The sequence below is a fragment of the Shewanella livingstonensis genome, from assembly GCF_003855395.1.
GTDB classification, from domain to species: Bacteria; Pseudomonadota; Gammaproteobacteria; order Enterobacterales; family Shewanellaceae; genus Shewanella; species Shewanella livingstonensis.
On record NZ_CP034015.1, the window covers coordinates 208,813 to 227,164 of the forward strand.

At 40.2% G+C, this 18,352-nt stretch carries 14 protein-coding genes; 6 read left to right on the top strand and 8 right to left on the bottom strand.

Annotation, left to right across the window (positions count from 1 at the left end):
* The first annotated feature begins 12 nt into the window (after positions 1–12).
* From EGC82_RS00940 to EGC82_RS00950, 3 genes are all read left to right on the top strand, one after another.
* Positions 13–777 carry a SapC family protein gene (locus EGC82_RS00940; protein ID WP_124729105.1) on the top strand — a complete coding sequence of 255 codons (765 nt, stop codon included), beginning with the start codon at positions 13–15 and terminating at the stop codon, positions 775–777.
* Positions 778–813: 36 nt separating this feature from the next.
* Positions 814–2,265 carry an SLC5 family protein gene (locus EGC82_RS00945; RefSeq protein WP_124729106.1) on the top strand — a complete coding sequence of 484 codons (1,452 nt, stop codon included), beginning with the start codon at positions 814–816 and terminating at the stop codon, positions 2,263–2,265.
* Between the two features lie 221 nt (positions 2,266–2,486).
* A complete protein-coding gene (locus tag EGC82_RS00950) occupies positions 2,487–4,088 on the top strand; it encodes a methyl-accepting chemotaxis protein (protein ID WP_164839073.1) in 1,602 nt (533 codons plus the stop codon).
* 28 nt (positions 4,089–4,116) lie between these two features.
* Here EGC82_RS00950 and EGC82_RS00955 read toward each other — a convergent pair whose 3' ends face one another.
* The 3 genes from EGC82_RS00955 to EGC82_RS00965 form a co-directional block, all read right to left on the bottom strand.
* On the bottom strand, positions 4,117–4,887 hold the full coding sequence (locus EGC82_RS00955; protein ID WP_124729108.1) for a PepSY-associated TM helix domain-containing protein: 771 nt from the start codon (positions 4,885–4,887) through the stop codon (positions 4,117–4,119).
* Positions 4,888–4,928: 41 nt separating this feature from the next.
* Positions 4,929–5,462, bottom strand: a complete 534-nt coding sequence (locus EGC82_RS00960) for an FMN-binding protein (RefSeq protein ID WP_124729109.1) — start codon at positions 5,460–5,462, stop codon at positions 4,929–4,931.
* A gap of 110 nt (positions 5,463–5,572) precedes the next feature.
* Positions 5,573–6,748 (bottom strand): porin, encoded by a 1,176-nt coding sequence (locus EGC82_RS00965; protein ID WP_124729110.1) that lies wholly within the window; start codon positions 6,746–6,748, stop codon positions 5,573–5,575.
* A 545-nt stretch (positions 6,749–7,293) separates the two neighbouring features.
* Here EGC82_RS00965 and EGC82_RS00970 point away from each other — a divergent pair.
* The 3 genes from EGC82_RS00970 to EGC82_RS00980 all read left to right on the top strand — a co-directional run bounded on the left by EGC82_RS00970 (position 7,294) and on the right by EGC82_RS00980 (position 10,807).
* On the top strand, positions 7,294–7,959 hold the full coding sequence (locus EGC82_RS00970) for a class I SAM-dependent methyltransferase (protein ID WP_124729111.1): 666 nt from the start codon (positions 7,294–7,296) through the stop codon (positions 7,957–7,959).
* Between the two features lie 545 nt (positions 7,960–8,504).
* The gene (locus tag EGC82_RS00975) at positions 8,505–9,698 is read left to right on the top strand and encodes a class I SAM-dependent rRNA methyltransferase (protein WP_124729112.1); all 1,194 of its coding nucleotides are present in this window, start codon (positions 8,505–8,507) and stop codon (positions 9,696–9,698) included.
* Positions 9,699–10,309: 611 nt separating this feature from the next.
* The gene (locus EGC82_RS00980; protein WP_124729113.1) at positions 10,310–10,807 is read left to right on the top strand and encodes a fasciclin domain-containing protein; all 498 of its coding nucleotides are present in this window, start codon (positions 10,310–10,312) and stop codon (positions 10,805–10,807) included.
* Between the two features lie 394 nt (positions 10,808–11,201).
* On the opposite strand, the gene glmS is transcribed toward EGC82_RS00980, so the two are convergent.
* From glmS to EGC82_RS01005, 5 genes are all read right to left on the bottom strand, one after another.
* The gene (glmS, locus tag EGC82_RS00985) at positions 11,202–13,031 is read right to left on the bottom strand and encodes a glutamine--fructose-6-phosphate transaminase (isomerizing) (protein WP_124729114.1); all 1,830 of its coding nucleotides are present in this window, start codon (positions 13,029–13,031) and stop codon (positions 11,202–11,204) included.
* Between the two features lie 29 nt (positions 13,032–13,060).
* Positions 13,061–13,831 carry a DeoR/GlpR family DNA-binding transcription regulator gene (locus EGC82_RS00990; RefSeq protein WP_124729115.1) on the bottom strand — a complete coding sequence of 257 codons (771 nt, stop codon included), beginning with the start codon at positions 13,829–13,831 and terminating at the stop codon, positions 13,061–13,063.
* Positions 13,832–14,013: 182 nt separating this feature from the next.
* On the bottom strand, positions 14,014–16,107 hold the full coding sequence (locus tag EGC82_RS00995; protein ID WP_124729116.1) for a TonB-dependent receptor: 2,094 nt from the start codon (positions 16,105–16,107) through the stop codon (positions 14,014–14,016).
* Positions 16,108–16,376: 269 nt separating this feature from the next.
* Positions 16,377–17,741: a bifunctional UDP-N-acetylglucosamine diphosphorylase/glucosamine-1-phosphate N-acetyltransferase GlmU gene (glmU, locus tag EGC82_RS01000; protein ID WP_124729117.1), complete on the bottom strand. Its 1,365-nt coding sequence runs from the start codon at positions 17,739–17,741 to the stop codon at positions 16,377–16,379.
* Positions 17,742–17,890: 149 nt separating this feature from the next.
* Complete coding sequence (locus EGC82_RS01005; RefSeq protein ID WP_124729118.1) at positions 17,891–18,319, bottom strand: F0F1 ATP synthase subunit epsilon; 429 nt, start codon at positions 18,317–18,319, stop codon at positions 17,891–17,893.
* Between the last annotated feature and the right edge of the window lie 33 nt (positions 18,320–18,352).

Consider the following 18,352-nt stretch of genomic DNA (forward strand, 5'->3'; position numbering starts at 1 on the left):
AATAATAATAATATGAAAAAATTAACAGAATTAACGCCTCAACAGCATCAACATTTACGACTAGCAAATGACAGCGCAATTCAATTTGCTCATCAACAAAACATCATGAGTGTACATGTATCGGAAGTCAGCCAAACGGCGTGTAGTATGCCAATTGTATTTGTGCGTGACAGCAATAATGGCCAATGGGTATTAACAGCATTTACCAGCTTTGATCAAGGTAGTAACTTGTTTGTAGAGCAAGGTATATGGACCGCGTCATATACCCCAACAAACATGCAAACCTTCCCCTTTTTTTTAATGACATCACCAGATAACCCACAAAGCTACACTATTGGTATTGACCAAGATCATCCCGTTTTTTCAACGACAGCAGGACAAGCTATATTTGAAGCAAACAGCAAAGCATCACTGCATTTATCGAAAGTAAAAGCCTTGCTTGAAGCTGATATAAACAATGATATCCACACCCAACAATTTAACCAACACATCAGTAAACTGGGTTTACTGCGACCCATTAATATTGTAATCCAACATCAAGATGGCACGAGCCCCAGCTTATCGGGTTTATACACCATCGATGAAGATAAGCTACAAACACTGAGCCAAGAAACGTTATTCGAACTGCATCAACAAGGCTACTTAGCACCATTACAAGCAATGCTATTGTCATTATTTCAACTCAATGTGTTGATCAAAAAACATAATAAAATATCGGCACTCAATCCAATAAAAAGTATCAAACTAGAAGTCAGTAAAAATTCAGCTGCGGCATAACAATACCCAATACAAAAATTGGGAAAGGAAACAATAATGTCTGAAAATATTATTCAAATATCCGTTTTTGCCTTGGTAACGGCAATGATTGGATTATTAACGTATATGAAGTGTCGTGGAGCTAATCGTCATCAAAGCACACAAAATAAAGAATATTTTCTGGCTGGGGGCGGTTTGAGTTGGATTTTTGTGGCAGGCTCTATCACGTTAACAAATTTAAGTACCGATCAACTGGTAGGTATGAACGGTAATCAGATGGCGTTATTGGCATGGTGGGAGTTTTCTGCTTTTATCGGGCTGATTATTCTGGCTAAACTATTTTTACCCGTTTACTACAAATACAACTGCACAACCACAACTGAGTTACTCGAAAAAAGATACAATAACAAACATATACGCGCAGTAATTGGTTCTATTTTCTTTTTAGGTAATGCGTTTATCTACATGCCTGCGGTCATTTATTCTGGTTCACTCTTCATGCAAACCATGTTTAACGTCGATATTCCCCTGATGTATATTGCCGTCGCATTTGCGTCGTTAGGGGCAGTTTATGCCTTCTTTGGTGGCTTACGCGCAGTAGCGGTATCTGATACTTACTCGGGAGTATTATTACTGGGCATGGCTATTTTTGTGGTATTTCTAGCCCTAAATGCTATTAACTATGATTTTTCAGATATTCCAGCAGATAGGCTTACCCTTATTGGCGCCAGTGACTCACCTCTGCCTTGGCCTACGCTGTTAACGGGGATGATTTTTATCCAAATGTTCTACTGGGGAACTAACCAAACGATAACCCAACGTGCTATGGCTGCACCCACTCTTAAAGAAGCTCAAAAAGGCGTTTTTGCTGCAGCAGGTATCCGTATCTTAATTGTACCAGCAATAGTAGTTATTCCAGGGATTGTGTCATACAAACTCTACGGTGATATTGGTGATGCCGCTTATGGGCGTATTGTGGGCGATCTTATGCCAACGTGGTTAACGGGTGTATTTGCTGCAGCAATGGCTGCTGCAGTATTATCGACCTATAACAGTCTATTAAACTCAGCAACCGCATTGTATGTGTGTGATATACATGAGGCCTACATCAAAAAAGATCCTAACGTAGTGCGCTTAAGTGGCTGGGTAACATTATTGCTCAGCATATTAACCTTAGTATTAGTGCCTATTTACCAACAAGCAGAAAGTATCATTAACTTATTACAGCAGTTAAATGGTTTACTCAGCATGCCAATTTTATCGATATTTATTGTAGGCTTAGTGTTTAAAAACATTGATGCTAGAGCAGGTATTGGTGCGGTGATCTTTGGGGTAATGTTATATGCCTCATTAACGTTTGAATTCTCTCCATTCTATTCAAGTTGGCACTACATTCACTTAATGCCAGTAACCTTAGCAGCCTGTGTTACCTTCGCATTAGTGACAAATCGCTTTGTATTTGGCAACACCATTCAATTTGCTTCTGGCGATGAAATTAAAACGACTTAACAGGCAGTAAGTACACCACTGCGAGCATCCCGAGATGCTCGCTTTTTTAGCGCTATTAGAGCCAAACCTATGATAATTTAGTCCTTTCTAATCAAGAATTTTACTCATATGCCGATATGTTTAATATTAGTAAATAAATGAACAGATCACTTCTTATATCCGGTCTTATCCATACTGAGATCAATACGAAGATCAAAAATGACCCAATTAAGGTATTAGCTATGTTTAACGCTTTTAACACTATCAAAGCTCGTATTCTACTGGGCTATGCAGCTATTTTGTTAATGACCATAGTGGCAGCTATTTTACTCAATAACAGCAACCAAACAGTAAAACAAGAAGTCGTCGGCTTTGTTGATGGCACATTACCCGCACTTAACAGTATTACGCGGGTACAAAGTCTTGCCAAAGAACTAGTGTTAATAGGTTACTCTTTATATGGCACAACCATAGACGTTAGCGAGTTTAGCCAGACAAAGCTCAAACTTGAAAAAAGTCTTAACGAGCAATACCAGCGGTTAAATACCGTGACATCAACTCAATTAATGCCACAAATTAATGCTCTTGATGCCGCGTTATCTGCACTTGAAAACACCATGAGTAAGTCATCGGTAAACTGGGACAATGCACGTAATCATTTAACAACATTAAATAACAGTGCCAACGATCTTAAAGATCGTCTCGATATACTCGCAGAAGAAATATCTGCCCAAGCTAGCCACAATGCTATTAATATTCAAAATGAACTTGGTCACAATACCATGTTAATTTTTGTATTAGTTGGACTCATGTTAGTGGTGGCAATTGGGGCATACCTAGCTGCACAAAAACAAATTGCCACCCCAATACAACAACTGTCAAATGACCTTATCCGTATTGCTCAAAATCGTAATTTAAAAGCCAAACTGTCTGATGAGTGTATCGTTGAAATTAGTAATGTTGCTACCAGTGTAAATGGCTTAATTAATGTATTCCGCCTAGGCATGAATGATGTGCACGACGTCATTGCGAGTATTAGTCAAACCGTTGCTCAACTAAGTAATACCACAGGAAAATCATCCGCCTCTGTTGACGAACTTCAAAGTACGATAGTCAGTTTAGTTGATGTAATGTCGCAGCTTGAACAACAAATGGAGCAAAGTGTACAACACTCTCAAAGTGCCTCCGACTCAGCCCAGCAAGGTGCGAAAAGCATGGCTGATGGACAAAAAGAAGTTGAACAGACGGCCAACAGTATTAGCGTATTAGCTCAAGATATTGAAACGACAGCCAGCATGTTACTCACACTGCAAAACTCAGGTAAACAAGTCGCTACCGTCGTAAAAACCATCGCGGAAATTGCCTCTCAAACGAATTTACTGTCATTGAATGCCGCAATTGAAGCGGCTAGAGCAGGCGAAACAGGTAGAGGTTTTGCGGTTGTAGCAGATGAAGTTCGCACATTAGCGGTGCGCACCCATCAATCAACAGTGGAGATTAATTCAATGCTAGCCAATATTGTCGATTCAATTCAATCTGCAGTCGATAATATGGCGTCTAATCAGCAAAAAGCTCAACAGTCAGTGTCATTGGCAAAGCAATTAGTGTTAACACTGGAACAAAGCCGCCAACTTATTTTGTCTCTTGCGGCAGTAAGCCAAGAGTCAGCTATGCTGGCACAAGCTTCGCAACAACAAGCCCATACCGTAAAGCTTAAAGTGCAAGACTTTAGACTGTTAGGCGAAACCGTTTCTGCTGGTAATTATCAAATTAGTGACGCTGGCATAGAGCTAAGCTCACTAGCAGGTAAGCTCACTAATACCGTTGAATTGTTTGAACGTTAATCCCTAAAAATTAATCCCAATAGAATCATTATCGAGGCGGTTTTTGTTTATACCAAATCCAAAAACCGCTTAATGATACCAACAACAATGCTAGCGCGAACAAATCCCATAACCACACGGTTAACGCCCCAAATAAGCGACCGCTATGCAGATCTTGCATTACCCGCTCCCAATTTAAATGTGCACTGCGGGCACGTTGAATAAACTCAACATCAACTTGCAGATTAGGGATAAGCCAACTCAATGGTTTAATCGGCGCCATGAGTTGCCAATCGATTAATTGCTCATCGGCTCGATAAACTCCAGCATCAGTGTTTAGCCACACGCGATTATCCACCACTGCCAGTGCTAATAAGTCGGTCGGTAAACCGGTGCTACTATTTTGAGTTTCTTGTAAGTGCCCTGCGGTATCGAACAAATATAATTGTTGAGCATCTATAGCCACCAGCATGTTAGTAACATAACTGGCACTAATTAAAGTTTGTGTACCTTCAAAAATGACACGTTTACCCCGCCACAATAAATTATCGGTAACATGCAATGCCGGTAAATTTGGGGTATCTAATACAGAAAACATCGCAACATGTGTAGGAGCCGGAATACCATAATAATCAAGCAACCACGACTGGGTGACAGGTGTTTGGTCTAAACCAAAATCATCACTGTGATTTATCGCCACGCCAGTAAACACTAACAATAAGATAAATAGCGCACTCGCTAACCCTAAGCGTCGATGCCAAGGACGTAGAGCACGTAAAAACTTAAGTCTAAAACGGTTACGTTGAGATGTCTTTGTCACACTAACCTGCTTGAGATGATCTGCTAGAATTGAAACATGGCTTATTGCACCACATGAGCATGAAGTAATAATGCTATGCGCGATAATTTAGTTAGCGCCCTGACCGATAATGTCGCCCCTGTGATCCCGTCAATATGTTTATCGAGCTGGTATTGTTCGTCTAACTTAGCCGATTTAAATTGGTCAGTAAAAAAATCATGACGCACTTCATCACCGCGACTTTCACGATAAACTAACACTTTAGTCCGTACAATTTTATGGTCTTTTACATGAATAGCCACTGTAATAGGCGACTCTTTACCTATCTCATCCATTATCCATACGGTTTCATTATTGTGTAACCAATAACGCACACGCATTTTATTGAAACGATGAGCTAAAATGGCCTCAACCGTTTTTTTGAGGTCATCGTCAAGCCACAACACTTTAGACTCGCCACTATTGCCATTAAACGCTTGGCTAATAAACGCCTCATTTGACTGATATTGTGAGGCAGCGACAGCATTAAAGGCGGAACAACAAACGGCTAATCCCAGCATAAACACCATCAAATATGATCGTAATATTGTCTGCATATTGGCCTTCCAGCAATCATAAAAATACGGGTGCCAACAATATACACTGTTGGCACCCATTTACCGACAATCTGTTATATCGGTTTATCTTATCTCAGAATACTCAACGATTAGAACTGGTAACCAACACCTAGGTTGAAACCGTCTGAATCAGCTGCGCCGCCAATGTTTTCGTAATCCGCTTTAAACACGACGTTTTCATGTAACCAATAGTTCACACCTACGCTAGTTTGTTTTTTCTTGGTGTCGGCACTATCACCGGCATTATTATCCCATTCGTTGTAACGGGCAAACACACCAAACTGTTCATTAATACGGTAAGCAGGCTCAATATAGAAACCATTTTGCTTATCACGACCTAAAGCTTCTGCTTCTTTACCATCAATGTTCCACTGAGCGTATAACGCTTTTACAGTAAAGTTTTCAATGCTGTAAATCGCATGTGCAGTAAGCAGTGTTGCTGAGGCAGAATCAACGCCAGCAGTACCTTGAGTTAAATCAGACTGATATTGAACCGTTGCAGCTAGCTCTAAACCAGGAACCGCAGTATATTTTACACGGCCGGTATAAGCTAAATCTTCACCCTTGGCTTCAGATACTTTTTGACGACCATTACGGATTTTGTATCCAGAGCTTTGATCTAAATACAAACCAGAAGTCACTGCAGTGTCAAAGGCTAAACCAGGAGCCGCTTTAATATTAAGGTTTAAACCACCTTCCCACCATGTTGCAGGAATAATGTCTTTTTCTACCGGGTTACGCTCAACACCGTAAAAGACAGTTGGTTCGTGAGTTTCATTAATAATACCAACAGGCATTAAGAATAGACCCGCTTTACCCGTGAACATCTCATTAAAGTCATGCTCGATATACGCTTGCTCTAACTCAACTTCACCTTTTTTGCTTTCGCCAGCAATTGAATGCTCTACTTCTAGCTCAGAGAAAAAACGTGTTGTGCTATTAAATTCATGGCCAACAAACAATACAAAACGATGGAAGTCGAATTCTTTCTTATCTTCACCGGTTTGGTTATTACTAATATTGTTATAGTGTAATTCACCATAACCACCAATAGTGGTTGCCGACTGACTTGTTGCGGTTGCTTCTACTGCATCAGCAGTGGTTTCTACACGCTTTTCAGTTTGCTCAAGGCGCTTTTCAAGATCTTTAAGCACTTTTTGCTGCTGCTCAATAATTTGGCGTAATTCAGTCGTTTCGTCAGCCGCGATAGCTTGATTGCTAGCAAAAAGACCGAGTAATGTTGCAGCAATTAACGTTTTTTTCATTTTCTCATCCTGATTTAGTCAATGTGAGTAACTATAATGTTATGTAAAGCTATGTAAATTGGCGTGGATTATACATAACAGTTATGTTAATGCAAACCATTATCATTAAGTTTATGATACGTATATCACATATCTAATAACAACTAATTGTCATTAATGTCACAACATAACCGAGAGCTAACATCAAAGATGTTCAAATAAATACTGGCTTTGATAACATGTAGAATCAATACTAATGAGGGGGTGGTTGAAGTGAAAATAGACAGGATAATTGGACAATATCATTAATACATAACGATTTTACCCATAAATAGTAATGTTTGTATCAGAATTGCTCACCATATTAAAAACCAAAGCGTAGATAAAGAACCAGTATGATGGCGTTAATTAAAAGGTCTTTAATTAACGTATTAGCTTAATAGAGCACGGACTAGCTAAATACATTGCCTTTATAGCAAACTACTATAATCTGGCTAAACTCCCCCTCGTTTCGTCATTTATTTGTTATCAATAGCTGGCAGAGCGCTCAATTTTGAGACGGCCCAATGACAGCCCTACGATTATGCTACCAAACCGTTGAGTTTGGTAAAATTGATATTCATCTATGTACTTTACGCAACAATCAAGAATTTTATGATCCTACCGGTATTGCCGAAAAACTCGGTATATCCTCTGCGAGCTGGCCAATTTTTGGTATTGTTTGGCCATCAAGTTTAGTACTGGCTAATTATATGTTGGATTACCAAATTGAAGGTAAAAGGATTCTGGAAATAGGTTGTGGAATAGCACTATCAAGCTTATTACTCAATGAAAAAAATGCCGATATTACTGCAACCGACTACCACCCAGAAGTTGAACAATTCCTTAATAGAAACACACAGTTAAACAACGGTAAAAGCATCACTTTTGAGCGAGTAGACTGGGCGAATGACACTAGTAAGCTGGGACTTTTTGACGTTATCATCGGCAGCGATTTACTCTATGAAGATGAACATGTGGAGCTATTGGCATATTTTATTAAAAATCATGCCAGCGAAAAATGTGACGTTATCATTGTCGACCCAGGCCGCGGTCGCAAAAATAAGCTTAGTGTAAAATTAGCCGAATTTGGGTTTACCAGTAGCCATATAAAACCCATACACACCGACTATTTAACACTACCATTTAAAGGCTATATTCTGCTTTTCTCACGTGATAGCGCCGCGACTTAATCGCAAAATACAAACTAAGCAATTGTTATTTAAGTTATAAAAAACAAATTTAAAATCATAACCTAACACCTTTGCAAGGCTAACCCCTATTAAATAGGTTTAGCCTATATGTACCTTCCAAGATGTTTCTAAATAAACGACATTAACTAAACATATTCCACTTTTTAGCTTAACGCTCTCAAGCTAACATATCGAAACCAGCATCACTGATAGTGAAGATCCATTTGATAGCACAAGCACCAACTATTTATCGTACGACTGAGCCGCTATACGCCTTTAATAAAAACATCAGCGATAAACCATAATGTAAATAACAATAAACGGGGTAAGTAACTTAATGCGAATGGCGCTATGTTATTATTTGTCAGGTTTTTAGGCTCAAAACACGCTATGATCCCCCCATTGTCGCCCTAAACTTTATAAGCCTCAAAAATTGAGCCGTATAGCTTAGATGATCTCTTATAAGCCAGAACAAGGCCTATACTCAGTCTTTATCGGGCGCAGCGTAATTATCTCTTTATTTATACTTTATATTAGGCAGTACCATGGCTATCAGAATTAAACTTAAACCTGGCCGCGAACGCTCATTAGAGCGACGCCACCCTTGGATATTTTCCAACGGTATTCACAACGTCAATGGCGGAAAACCACAGCCCGGAGACACAGTAGATGTCGTCGGTCATGATGGTCGCTGGCTAGGACGCGGGGCCTGGTCGCCAGAATCTCAAATCCAAGTGCGTATATGGACCTTCGATAAAGAAGAAGCAATTGATGCCGACTTCTTTGCCAGACGCATAAAAAGAGCCCAAGCGGGTCGTGATGATCTGATCCGCGAACAAGGCTTAACCGGCTATCGCTTAATCGCCGCTGAATCGGACGGTTTACCGGGTATCACCATAGACCGCTATGCCAACGTATTGGTTTGCCAACTGTTAAGCACTGGCGCTGAAAAGTGGCGCGACACTATAGTAGAGCAGTTGGTGATTCAATATCCCGATTGCGCAGTTTACGAGCGCTCTGACGTAGACTCGAGAAAGAAAGAAGGTTTGGTTCCTGTGGTAGGGCTACTGCACGGTGAATTGCCGCCAATGCCTGTTATCATTGAAGAAAACGGTATCAAGATTGCTGTTGATGTAATTAAAGGCCATAAAACAGGCTTTTACCTAGATCAACGTGACAACCGCGCTATGGCTGCTCGTTTTGTTAAAGGTAAATCGGTACTTAACTGTTTTTGTTACACTGGCACCTTTGGTTTATATGCCGCAAAAGCTGGAGCGACGAGTATTGAAAACGTCGATGTATCATCACTAGCACTGCAAACAGCCCGCGATAATATGGCAATTAATCATCTAAATGATGACAACGTAAACTACCTAGAAGCTGACGTTTTTAAATTGCTACGCCTATATAGAGATGAAGGTAAAACCTTCGATGTTATCGTATTAGATCCGCCTAAGTTTGCCGACAATAAGGCACAACTTGATGGCGCGTGCCGGGGTTATAAAGACATCAATATGATTGCCATGCAGTTACTTAATCCTGGTGGAATACTGTTAACCTTTTCATGTTCAGGTTTAATGCAGTCAGACTTATTTCAAAAAGTGGTTGCAGACGCCGCATTAGATGCCAAACGTGAAGTGCAGTTTATTGAGCGTATGCATCAAGCTAGCGACCACCCGATTAGCAGCGCATTCCCTGAAGGTTATTACCTTAAAGGGCTGGTTGCTCGTGTTTGGTAATAGCTAGACACTCACTGCATCAAAAAAGGGAACAGTATCTGTTCCCTTTTTTGCTTAATGTAACCCAAGAAAGTAAAGATAGCACACTCACTCAGCTAAGAGCCCTTAAAACCCTAACAATCAAGGTACTCTATAAATATGCCAAGCGACTTAAATTCTAGATAAAAAGTAAACGACATTAAGTATAAAAATACATAAACGAGAAGAGCCACAGGCAAAACAGGCAAAACAGGCAAAAACTATACTTATAAGCCAGCTGAAATTTTCAATACTTAACCACTTACTTTTAATGAGGTATATGCTGAACTAACCAAAGAAATAGTCATGTAAATCGTTAATAAAATGCTTGAATAATAACCCTATCGGATGCCGAGTTTCATTTTTATCGACATCGAATAATCCAAGCTTTCAAGCTATAAAAATATCTATGCTAAATATCACTATCTCTTCCTGTCAGATTTATGCAATTAAACTTATTTTAGTGATTTTTTACCCTCAAAGTGTACACAACGTCACCTCACAAGCTCATTGAAACAAAATTGATCTAGTTGATTAACTGCTGCGTAACTAATGCTGAACTCAAAGTGGTACACACCTAAAAGGAAGATAAAATGTTAAAGAAAATATCTACGATACTGACTCTCATAGTGGCTAGTTTAGCGTTCTCATCTGTTTCTTATGCCGAACATCATGGTATGAAAAAAGACATTGTTGACGTAGCGGCTGAAAATGGCTCGTTTACCACTCTCGTTGCTGCAGTTAAAGCAGCAGGGCTTGTTGAAACGCTGAAAGGCAAAGGTCCATTTACGGTATTCGCACCAACAGATGATGCATTTGCAAAGTTGCCTGAAGGCACTATCGAAATGCTACTAAAACCAGAAAACAAAGATAAGCTTGTTGCGGTATTAACTTATCATGTTGTGGCTGGCAAAGTGTTAGCTGCAGATGTAGTTAAGCTAGATAGCGCAACGACAGTTGAAGGACAAACAATTACCATTGAAGTAAAAGACGGTAATGTGATGGTAAACAATGCAAAAGTTATCATGGCAGATGTTAACGCAAGCAATGGTGTAATCCACGTGATTGACACTGTGCTACTACCTAAGTAATTGATAAGCAATTAATGTACCGTCGGGGGCATTGGATACACTCCATGCTCCCAATTTTTTGTGCCGAACGATTTAAGCCAGTGCACAATAGTAACTAATCAATGCTTTGATAATATCTTGCTTGCGAAGTAACTAACTGCCAAGACAGCTTAATCACCATATTTAAACAATCCTCAATAGCCTTCAACGACTCCAACAGCACCTTTAATTAGCTCAACCCCATTTTAAACTGCTGCGACGATAATATTTATCGGGAATAAGATGTCCCTATCGAAATAGACAGGTGCAGCAAAAATATTAATGGTAAATCAGCTCACTATAATAGTGTTATATCCAATAAAAAACGGCTTCCTAAGAAACCGTTTTTCATTAAAATTACATTTAAATCAAAAGCTTACTCAACTGTAACTGATTTAGCCAAGTTCCGAGGTTGGTCTACATCGGTACCTTTAATTAATGCCACATGATATGACAATAATTGTAATGGGATGGTATAAATTAACGGTGCCATGAACTGATCACAATGTGGAACTTGGATAACTTTCATGGTGTCGTCTGATTCAAACTCAGCATCAACATCGGCAAACACATACATTAATCCGCCGCGAGCACGTACTTCTTCAACGTTCGATTTAAGCTTTTCGAGTAATTCATTATTTGGCGCAACCACGATAACGGGCATATCGGCATCAATCAAGGCTAATGGACCGTGCTTTAGCTCACCAGAAGCATAAGCTTCTGCGTGAATGTACGAAATCTCTTTTAGCTTTAATGCACCTTCCATTGCGATTGGATATTGATCACCACGGCCTAAGAATAGTGCATGTTGCTTATCGGCAAAGTCTTCTGCTAATTCTGCAATTGCATCATTTAAGCCAAGCGCTTGTTCCACTTTAGCTGGCATTGATAACAAGCTTTGAGTAATAGCGGCTTCCATGTCGCTAGACATGCCATTATGACGACCAATAACTGTTGTTAACATTAACAAGCCAGCAAGTTGTACAGTAAAGGCTTTAGTTGATGCTACGCCAATTTCTACGCCAGCTTTCATCATATACGCCATGTCAGATTCACGTACTAATGATGAACCTGCTGAGTTACAGATGGTTAAGGTGGCTTTGTAGCCCATCTCTTTTGCTAAACGCATAGCCGCTAAGGTATCCGCTGTTTCACCCGATTGTGAAATAGTCACTAATAAGCTATTTGGGAATAAGTGCGACTTGCGGTAACGGAACTCAGATGCAATTTCAACGTTACATGATACGCCAGCCCAATCTTCTAGCCAGTAACGCGCAGCCATACCGGCATGATAACTGGTACCACAGGCAATAATTTGCACGTGTTTAATGTCTTTTAAAAATTCAGCAGCATTTTCACCAAAAGCAGAATCTAATACTTTACCACCCGCAATACGACCTTCTAACGTGTGCGCAATAGCAGTAGGTTGCTCGTAAATTTCTTTAAGCATGTAGTGACGATATTCACCTTTGTCACCCGCATCATGAGTCACTTCCGACTCTTTTATTTCACGCTGAACGGCATTGCCATTCACGTCAAAAATGTTAACGTCGCGGCGTGTAATTTCTGCTACATCGCCTTCTTCTAAAAAGGCAAATGAACGCGTTACAGGTAGCAATGCTAATTGATCTGAGGCAACAAAGTTTTCACCCAGGCCATAACCAATGACTAATGGGCTACCGCTTCGGGCAACAACCATGCGCTCGCTATCACGACGGTCAATAACCACTGTGCCATAGGCACCTTCAAGCTGCTTAACGGTTGCTTGTACTGCCATTAATAAGTTAGTGGCTGTTTTTAATTCATGGTGAACAAGGTGACAAATAACTTCGGTGTCGGTATCAGATGAAAACACATAACCTAAATCTTTTAATCTTTCACGCAATTTGTTGTGATTTTCAATAATACCGTTGTGTACAACTGCAATATCGCCTTCAGACAAATGTGGGTGTGCATTGCGCTCAGTGGGTTCACCATGTGTGGCCCAACGAGTATGAGCAATACCGGTGCCGCCACTTAATGGTGTTGCGTCAAGCGCTGATGATAATTCTTGTACTTTACCCACGCGGCGAGTACGGCTTAATTCACCATTATTGATTACAGCAATACCTGCTGAGTCATAGCCACGGTATTCAAGACGGCGTAAACCTTCAACTAAAATTTCTGCAACATCCCTTTGCGCCACGGCGCCTACTATTCCACACATGATAATTTCCTTTATTGTTTCAATTTAATTTAGTTAGCATACGGCGCGAGTATCACTCTAACGCCATGCGCTGAAATAATGTCGACAGCATCTTTAGTGATATTGTCATCGGTAACCAATACATTAACCACATCCCACGGCAGTTCTAGATTAGGGATACGTCGACCAATTTTGGTCGATTCTAAAAGTACTACCACTTCACGCGACATTTCTGCCATCACTTTACTTAAGCCGGTTAGCTCGTTAAACGTGGTTGTACCGCGATTAAGATCGATACCGTCGGCACCGATAAACAGTTGGTCGAAGTTATATGAGCGTAATACTTGCTCTGCTACTTGACCTTGAAAAGACTCTGAATGAGGATCCCAAGTTCCACCGGTCATCAATAATGTCGGTTCGTTTTCAAGTTCATGGATGGCATTGGCCAACTGCAATGAGTTAGTCATCACCACCAAACCACGTTTGTCATTGAGTTGCTGAACAATACCGGATGTAGTGCTTCCACTGTCAATAATAATCCGGTTATGGTCGCGGATCAGCTCAGCGGCTTTAGCGGCAATAGCTTGTTTATTTAATGATAGGTTTTCGCTAGCTATTTGGGTCATTTCTTGTGGCACAGGCACAGCACCGCCGTAACGTCGCAACAATAGTCCATGGGTTTCGAGCATGGCTAAATCTTTACGAATAGTCACTTCAGAAGTGGCAAATAGATTCGCCAGTTCATCGACACTGACTTCGCCTTGTTCATTAACTAATTTAATGATCGAATGGCGACGTTGTTGGGTGTTACGTTTCGTCATTAAAATTAACTATCTTTCACATAAGTTTCGAAGCGAAAGATATTTTAGCATCAAATGAAACTTTATCTAGATCTTATCAGCAAAATTTGAAATAAAAGCACAAAAAAAGCCTCTACACTAAGCAGAGGCTTTTGATAATAATAAATGAAAATGTCTTCGAGTGGATAAAATCTTATTTATTATTAAAACTTAGCTTCTACGGCAACACTGAAATTACGGTCTTGGCCAATGGTAACCATATTATACTGACCACCTTCAATATAATCAGTATCGAATAGATTTCTGACATTGGCACGCACGCTGACGTCTTTCCCCATAATATTCATAGTATAAGCAGCACCAATATCAAAGCGGACATAATCGTCTTTGCTAATACTGTTATCGGTATTAGCAAAACGCTCACCAACATAGATAGCACCAAAATTCATTGCAAAATCTTCGGTCATTTCATAGCGAGTCCAGATATTAGCTGACCATTCCGGTGCATCAATAGGTGTTTTACCTTCACGTTCATCACCAGTGTGATATTCAGCATCTAAGTACATCATTGAAGATGTCATGAACCAATTATCACTTAACTGACCTTGAGCACCCACTTCAAATCCACGATGTTTCTGCTCACCACCTTGGGTGGTGATATCGGTATAAGAATCTATTGGAGTCGGTAATGTCTCAGAGATAGTAATATTTTCAACAGTGATATCAAAAGCAGCAGCGGTGAGTAATAAGCTATCGTTAAACAGTTCCCATTTAGTACCCACTTCGTACTGAATGCCATACTCAGGTTTTAAATCCAGTTCATCGTTAACGTCAAATTGATTATTAACAGCACCTTGCGGAGTAAAACTTTTTGAATAGTTAACGTAAATACTGCCGTTTTCCATTGGTGAATAAATAGCCCCAAACTTAGGCGATACCGCATAACTGTTCTGACCTAAACCGTCTTTCTTTTGCTCGTCATAACGCACCCCAGCCAGCAACTTCCACTGTTGGTTTACCGTCATTAAATCTTGTAAATAGAAACCATAATATTTGTATTCGCTGGGATCGCCTTTGCTACTTTGGTGATAATCAAGATCAGGCTTAATAACTGACTGCCCAGGAATAACGGTTTGGCTTGTTCCACGCTGGATCTGTTGTTGATAGAAATAATCTAGATAGTTTGCACCGATCAATAACTGATGTTGAATGCCTGCAAAGTCAGACTCGCCAGTAAAATCGATATAAGCGGTTTTATGCTGCCAGTCGTCATAGCGATCAAATGGTTTTATGCTGTAACCATTGCTAAAAGGATCCGTAGTATATTGAGGTGCAGAGTCGAAACGTTGACGATTAAATTGTTGTTCGTTATATCCCCCTTTTACTTTCCACTCATCACTAATGTGCCAGGTCAAATCAGCACCTAAGTTAGAAACGGTATTGTCAGTAAAAGCCCAGGGCGCATCCCAAACGGTTTTATTATTACCAATAATATCACCTTGAGCATCTAACCAACCACCAGCATCAATACCGGCCTTATCTTGGGTATGATCGTATTTAACCGACAACAATACATCATCAGTTAAATCAAATTCCATATTAAGATAGCCTAACCAACGGTCGCGCTCTTGATTTTCTTCGGTGGTAGAATACTCGCGCCAGTATTGTGTATCTTGCTTAACTAACACGCCGCGATAGCGAATACTTTGAGCGTCATTTAAGCTGCCTCCAGCATCAATCTGCGCACGGGTAGATCCGTAACCATCGGTGTCGACACCTACCTTAAGCATAGAATCATAAGTCGGCTTTTTGGTGACCATATTGACCAAACCACCAGGACCGGATTGGCCGTACAGCATACTAGAAGGACCTTTCAGCACTTCAACTTGTTGCAGGGTTTCAATAGGCTGTATGTAGTGAGACCACTGCTGGTGGCCATTAATTAAATATCCATTACCAGAATCTAATTCAAAGCCACGGATACTGAAAACTTGGCGGTTCCAGCGTGTAGTCCCAGCCGTTACACTTGAATCATTAACTAATACTTCAGCAAGGTTAGTTGCCAATTGTTCATCGGTAACAAAATCGGGGATCACATTGACTGATTGTGGGGTATCCATTAGGTCGATATCACCGCGCATAGCACCAGATGCTGTACCGACTTTATAATCGTTAAAAGTTCGACCCATAACATTAATACGTTCTATGTTTGTATCACTAGATACTTCAGCCATTACCGGCATCGTGATTAATACTGAACCAACTGCTAAACCTATAACTGAATATTTAAATACCATTTACAACTCCTCAATGAAACCTCTACTCCAACAAACGAGAGTAATATAAATGAGAAGCGTTTTTATTTAAACTTCCTTTTCAATCTTTACAATTGACTGTGATATAGATCTAAATTATATAAAATCAAAGAATTGGGTCTGCACACCAAAATTAATTTAAACTTAATTAACCTCTTATTTGTTATTTTATTTAGTCAGTTTAATATTCATAATTTTTAAGATAATAAAAAAGCGACCTAAGGTCGCTTTAGAATAGTCAGTATAAAAATCTACTTTTTGATTTTAATCGGCCGTTGCCAACCCGCAATGTGGCGCTGTTTAACACGTGTAATCACCAGTTCATTTTCTGCAACATCTTTAGTTATGGTTGAACCAGCCCCTAATGTCGCATTTTTACCAATGGTAACAGGTGCAATCAATTGCGTGTCGCTGCCAACAAATACACCATCTTCAATGGTGGTAATAAACTTATTGGCACCATCGTAGTTACAGGTAATAGTACCCGCACCAATGTTTACCCCTGCACCAATAACAGCGTCGCCTAAATAAGCTAAATGACCCGCTTTAGAACCTTTACCTAAAACAGTTTTTTTTATTTCAACAAAGTTACCTATATGGGCATCTTCTTTAAGCTCTGCCCCTGGGCGTAAACGAGCAAAAGGTCCGGCACTGGCGGCTTGTCCAAGCTTGGCGCCTTCAACGATTGTATAAGGTTTAATTTCTGCATTATCAGCAATGTCGCAATCAATCAAAATCGCGCCTGCTCCAATTGTCACGTTATTACCTAAGGTGACTTTACCTTGAAATATCACATTGATATCAATCATCACGTCCATACCTACGCTAACATCACCACGAATATCAATACGGGCAGGATCACGTAAGTTAGCGCCATCGAGCATCATTTTTTCTGCAGCTCGAGCCTGATAAGCACGTTCTAATTGCGCAAGTTGCACACGGTTATTAGCCCCTTCAACTTCGATAGCCGATTGCGGTTGAGATGTGGTAATTTCAACACCATCAGTTTTAGCCATGGCAATGATGTCAGTAAGGTAGTATTCGCCTTGAGCATTGTTGTTTGATAAGCGATTTAACCACGCTTTTAATTGTTTACCCGGTACAGCCATAATACCGGTGTTCACTTCGTTAATTTTTAGCTGTTCGGCATTAGCATCTTTTTGCTCGATAATCCCTACTACGCTGCCATGCTCACGCACAATACGGCCATAACCACTAGGATTAGGTAAGTTTACCGTCAAAATAGCTAACCCATTGACTGGACGTGCTATCAATAGTGCTTCGAGGGTCGATTGTTGGATAAGCGGCACGTCACCATAAAGAATTAATACTGTATCGTGGTCATTAATGTTTGGGTTTGCCTGTGCAACTGCATGACCGGTACCCAATTGTTCGGCCTGTAATACCCAGTTTAATGGTTGCTCACCAAGTGCTGTTTGTAATTTATCTGCGCCATAGCCATACACTAACTGAATAGCAGATGATCCCAATGAATTGGCAGTATCTATTACATGTTGCACCATACTTTTATGGGCAATAGGATGCAGCACTTTAGGTAAATCTGAGCGCATCCGAGTTCCTTTTCCTGCAGCTAAGATCACAACATTTAACGACATTGAGCATTCCTTTAATGAACGGATAGAGATTTGTCGACATTTTAGCGGAATATCAACCAAAGGGAAAATAAAGGCGCCAACTTAGCCAATAATGGTCAATAAAAAAGGCGACTCATAAAGAGTCGCCTTTTAAGCGTCAAATAATCAGATTATCTGGTGATATTTTTCTTGATGCATTCAACAACACGTAATTGAGCCAAAGATTTGGCTAATTCCATTGCTGCAGCTTCATAATTAAAGTCAGATCCCGCGTTAGCAATTGCTTGCTCTGCACGTTCTTTGGCTTCTAAAGCAGCTTTCTCATCAATATCATCGGCACGTAATGCTACATCAGCAAGCACTGAAATTGCAGTAGGTTGTACTTCCAGTAAACCACCTGATAGATACAACACTTCTTCACTGCCATCTTGCTTGATAAAGCGCGCCATACCAGGCTTGATTTTTGTCAGTAACGCAACATGATTAGGCATAATACCTAACTCACCTTCAGCACCATTAACTTCAAAGAAGCTAACTTGGCCGTGGTAGATGCTGTTTTCTGCACTAACAATATCAAGTTGGACTGTTTTGGCTGCCATCAAGTTCTCCTTAAAGAACTAAGCTTTACGGCC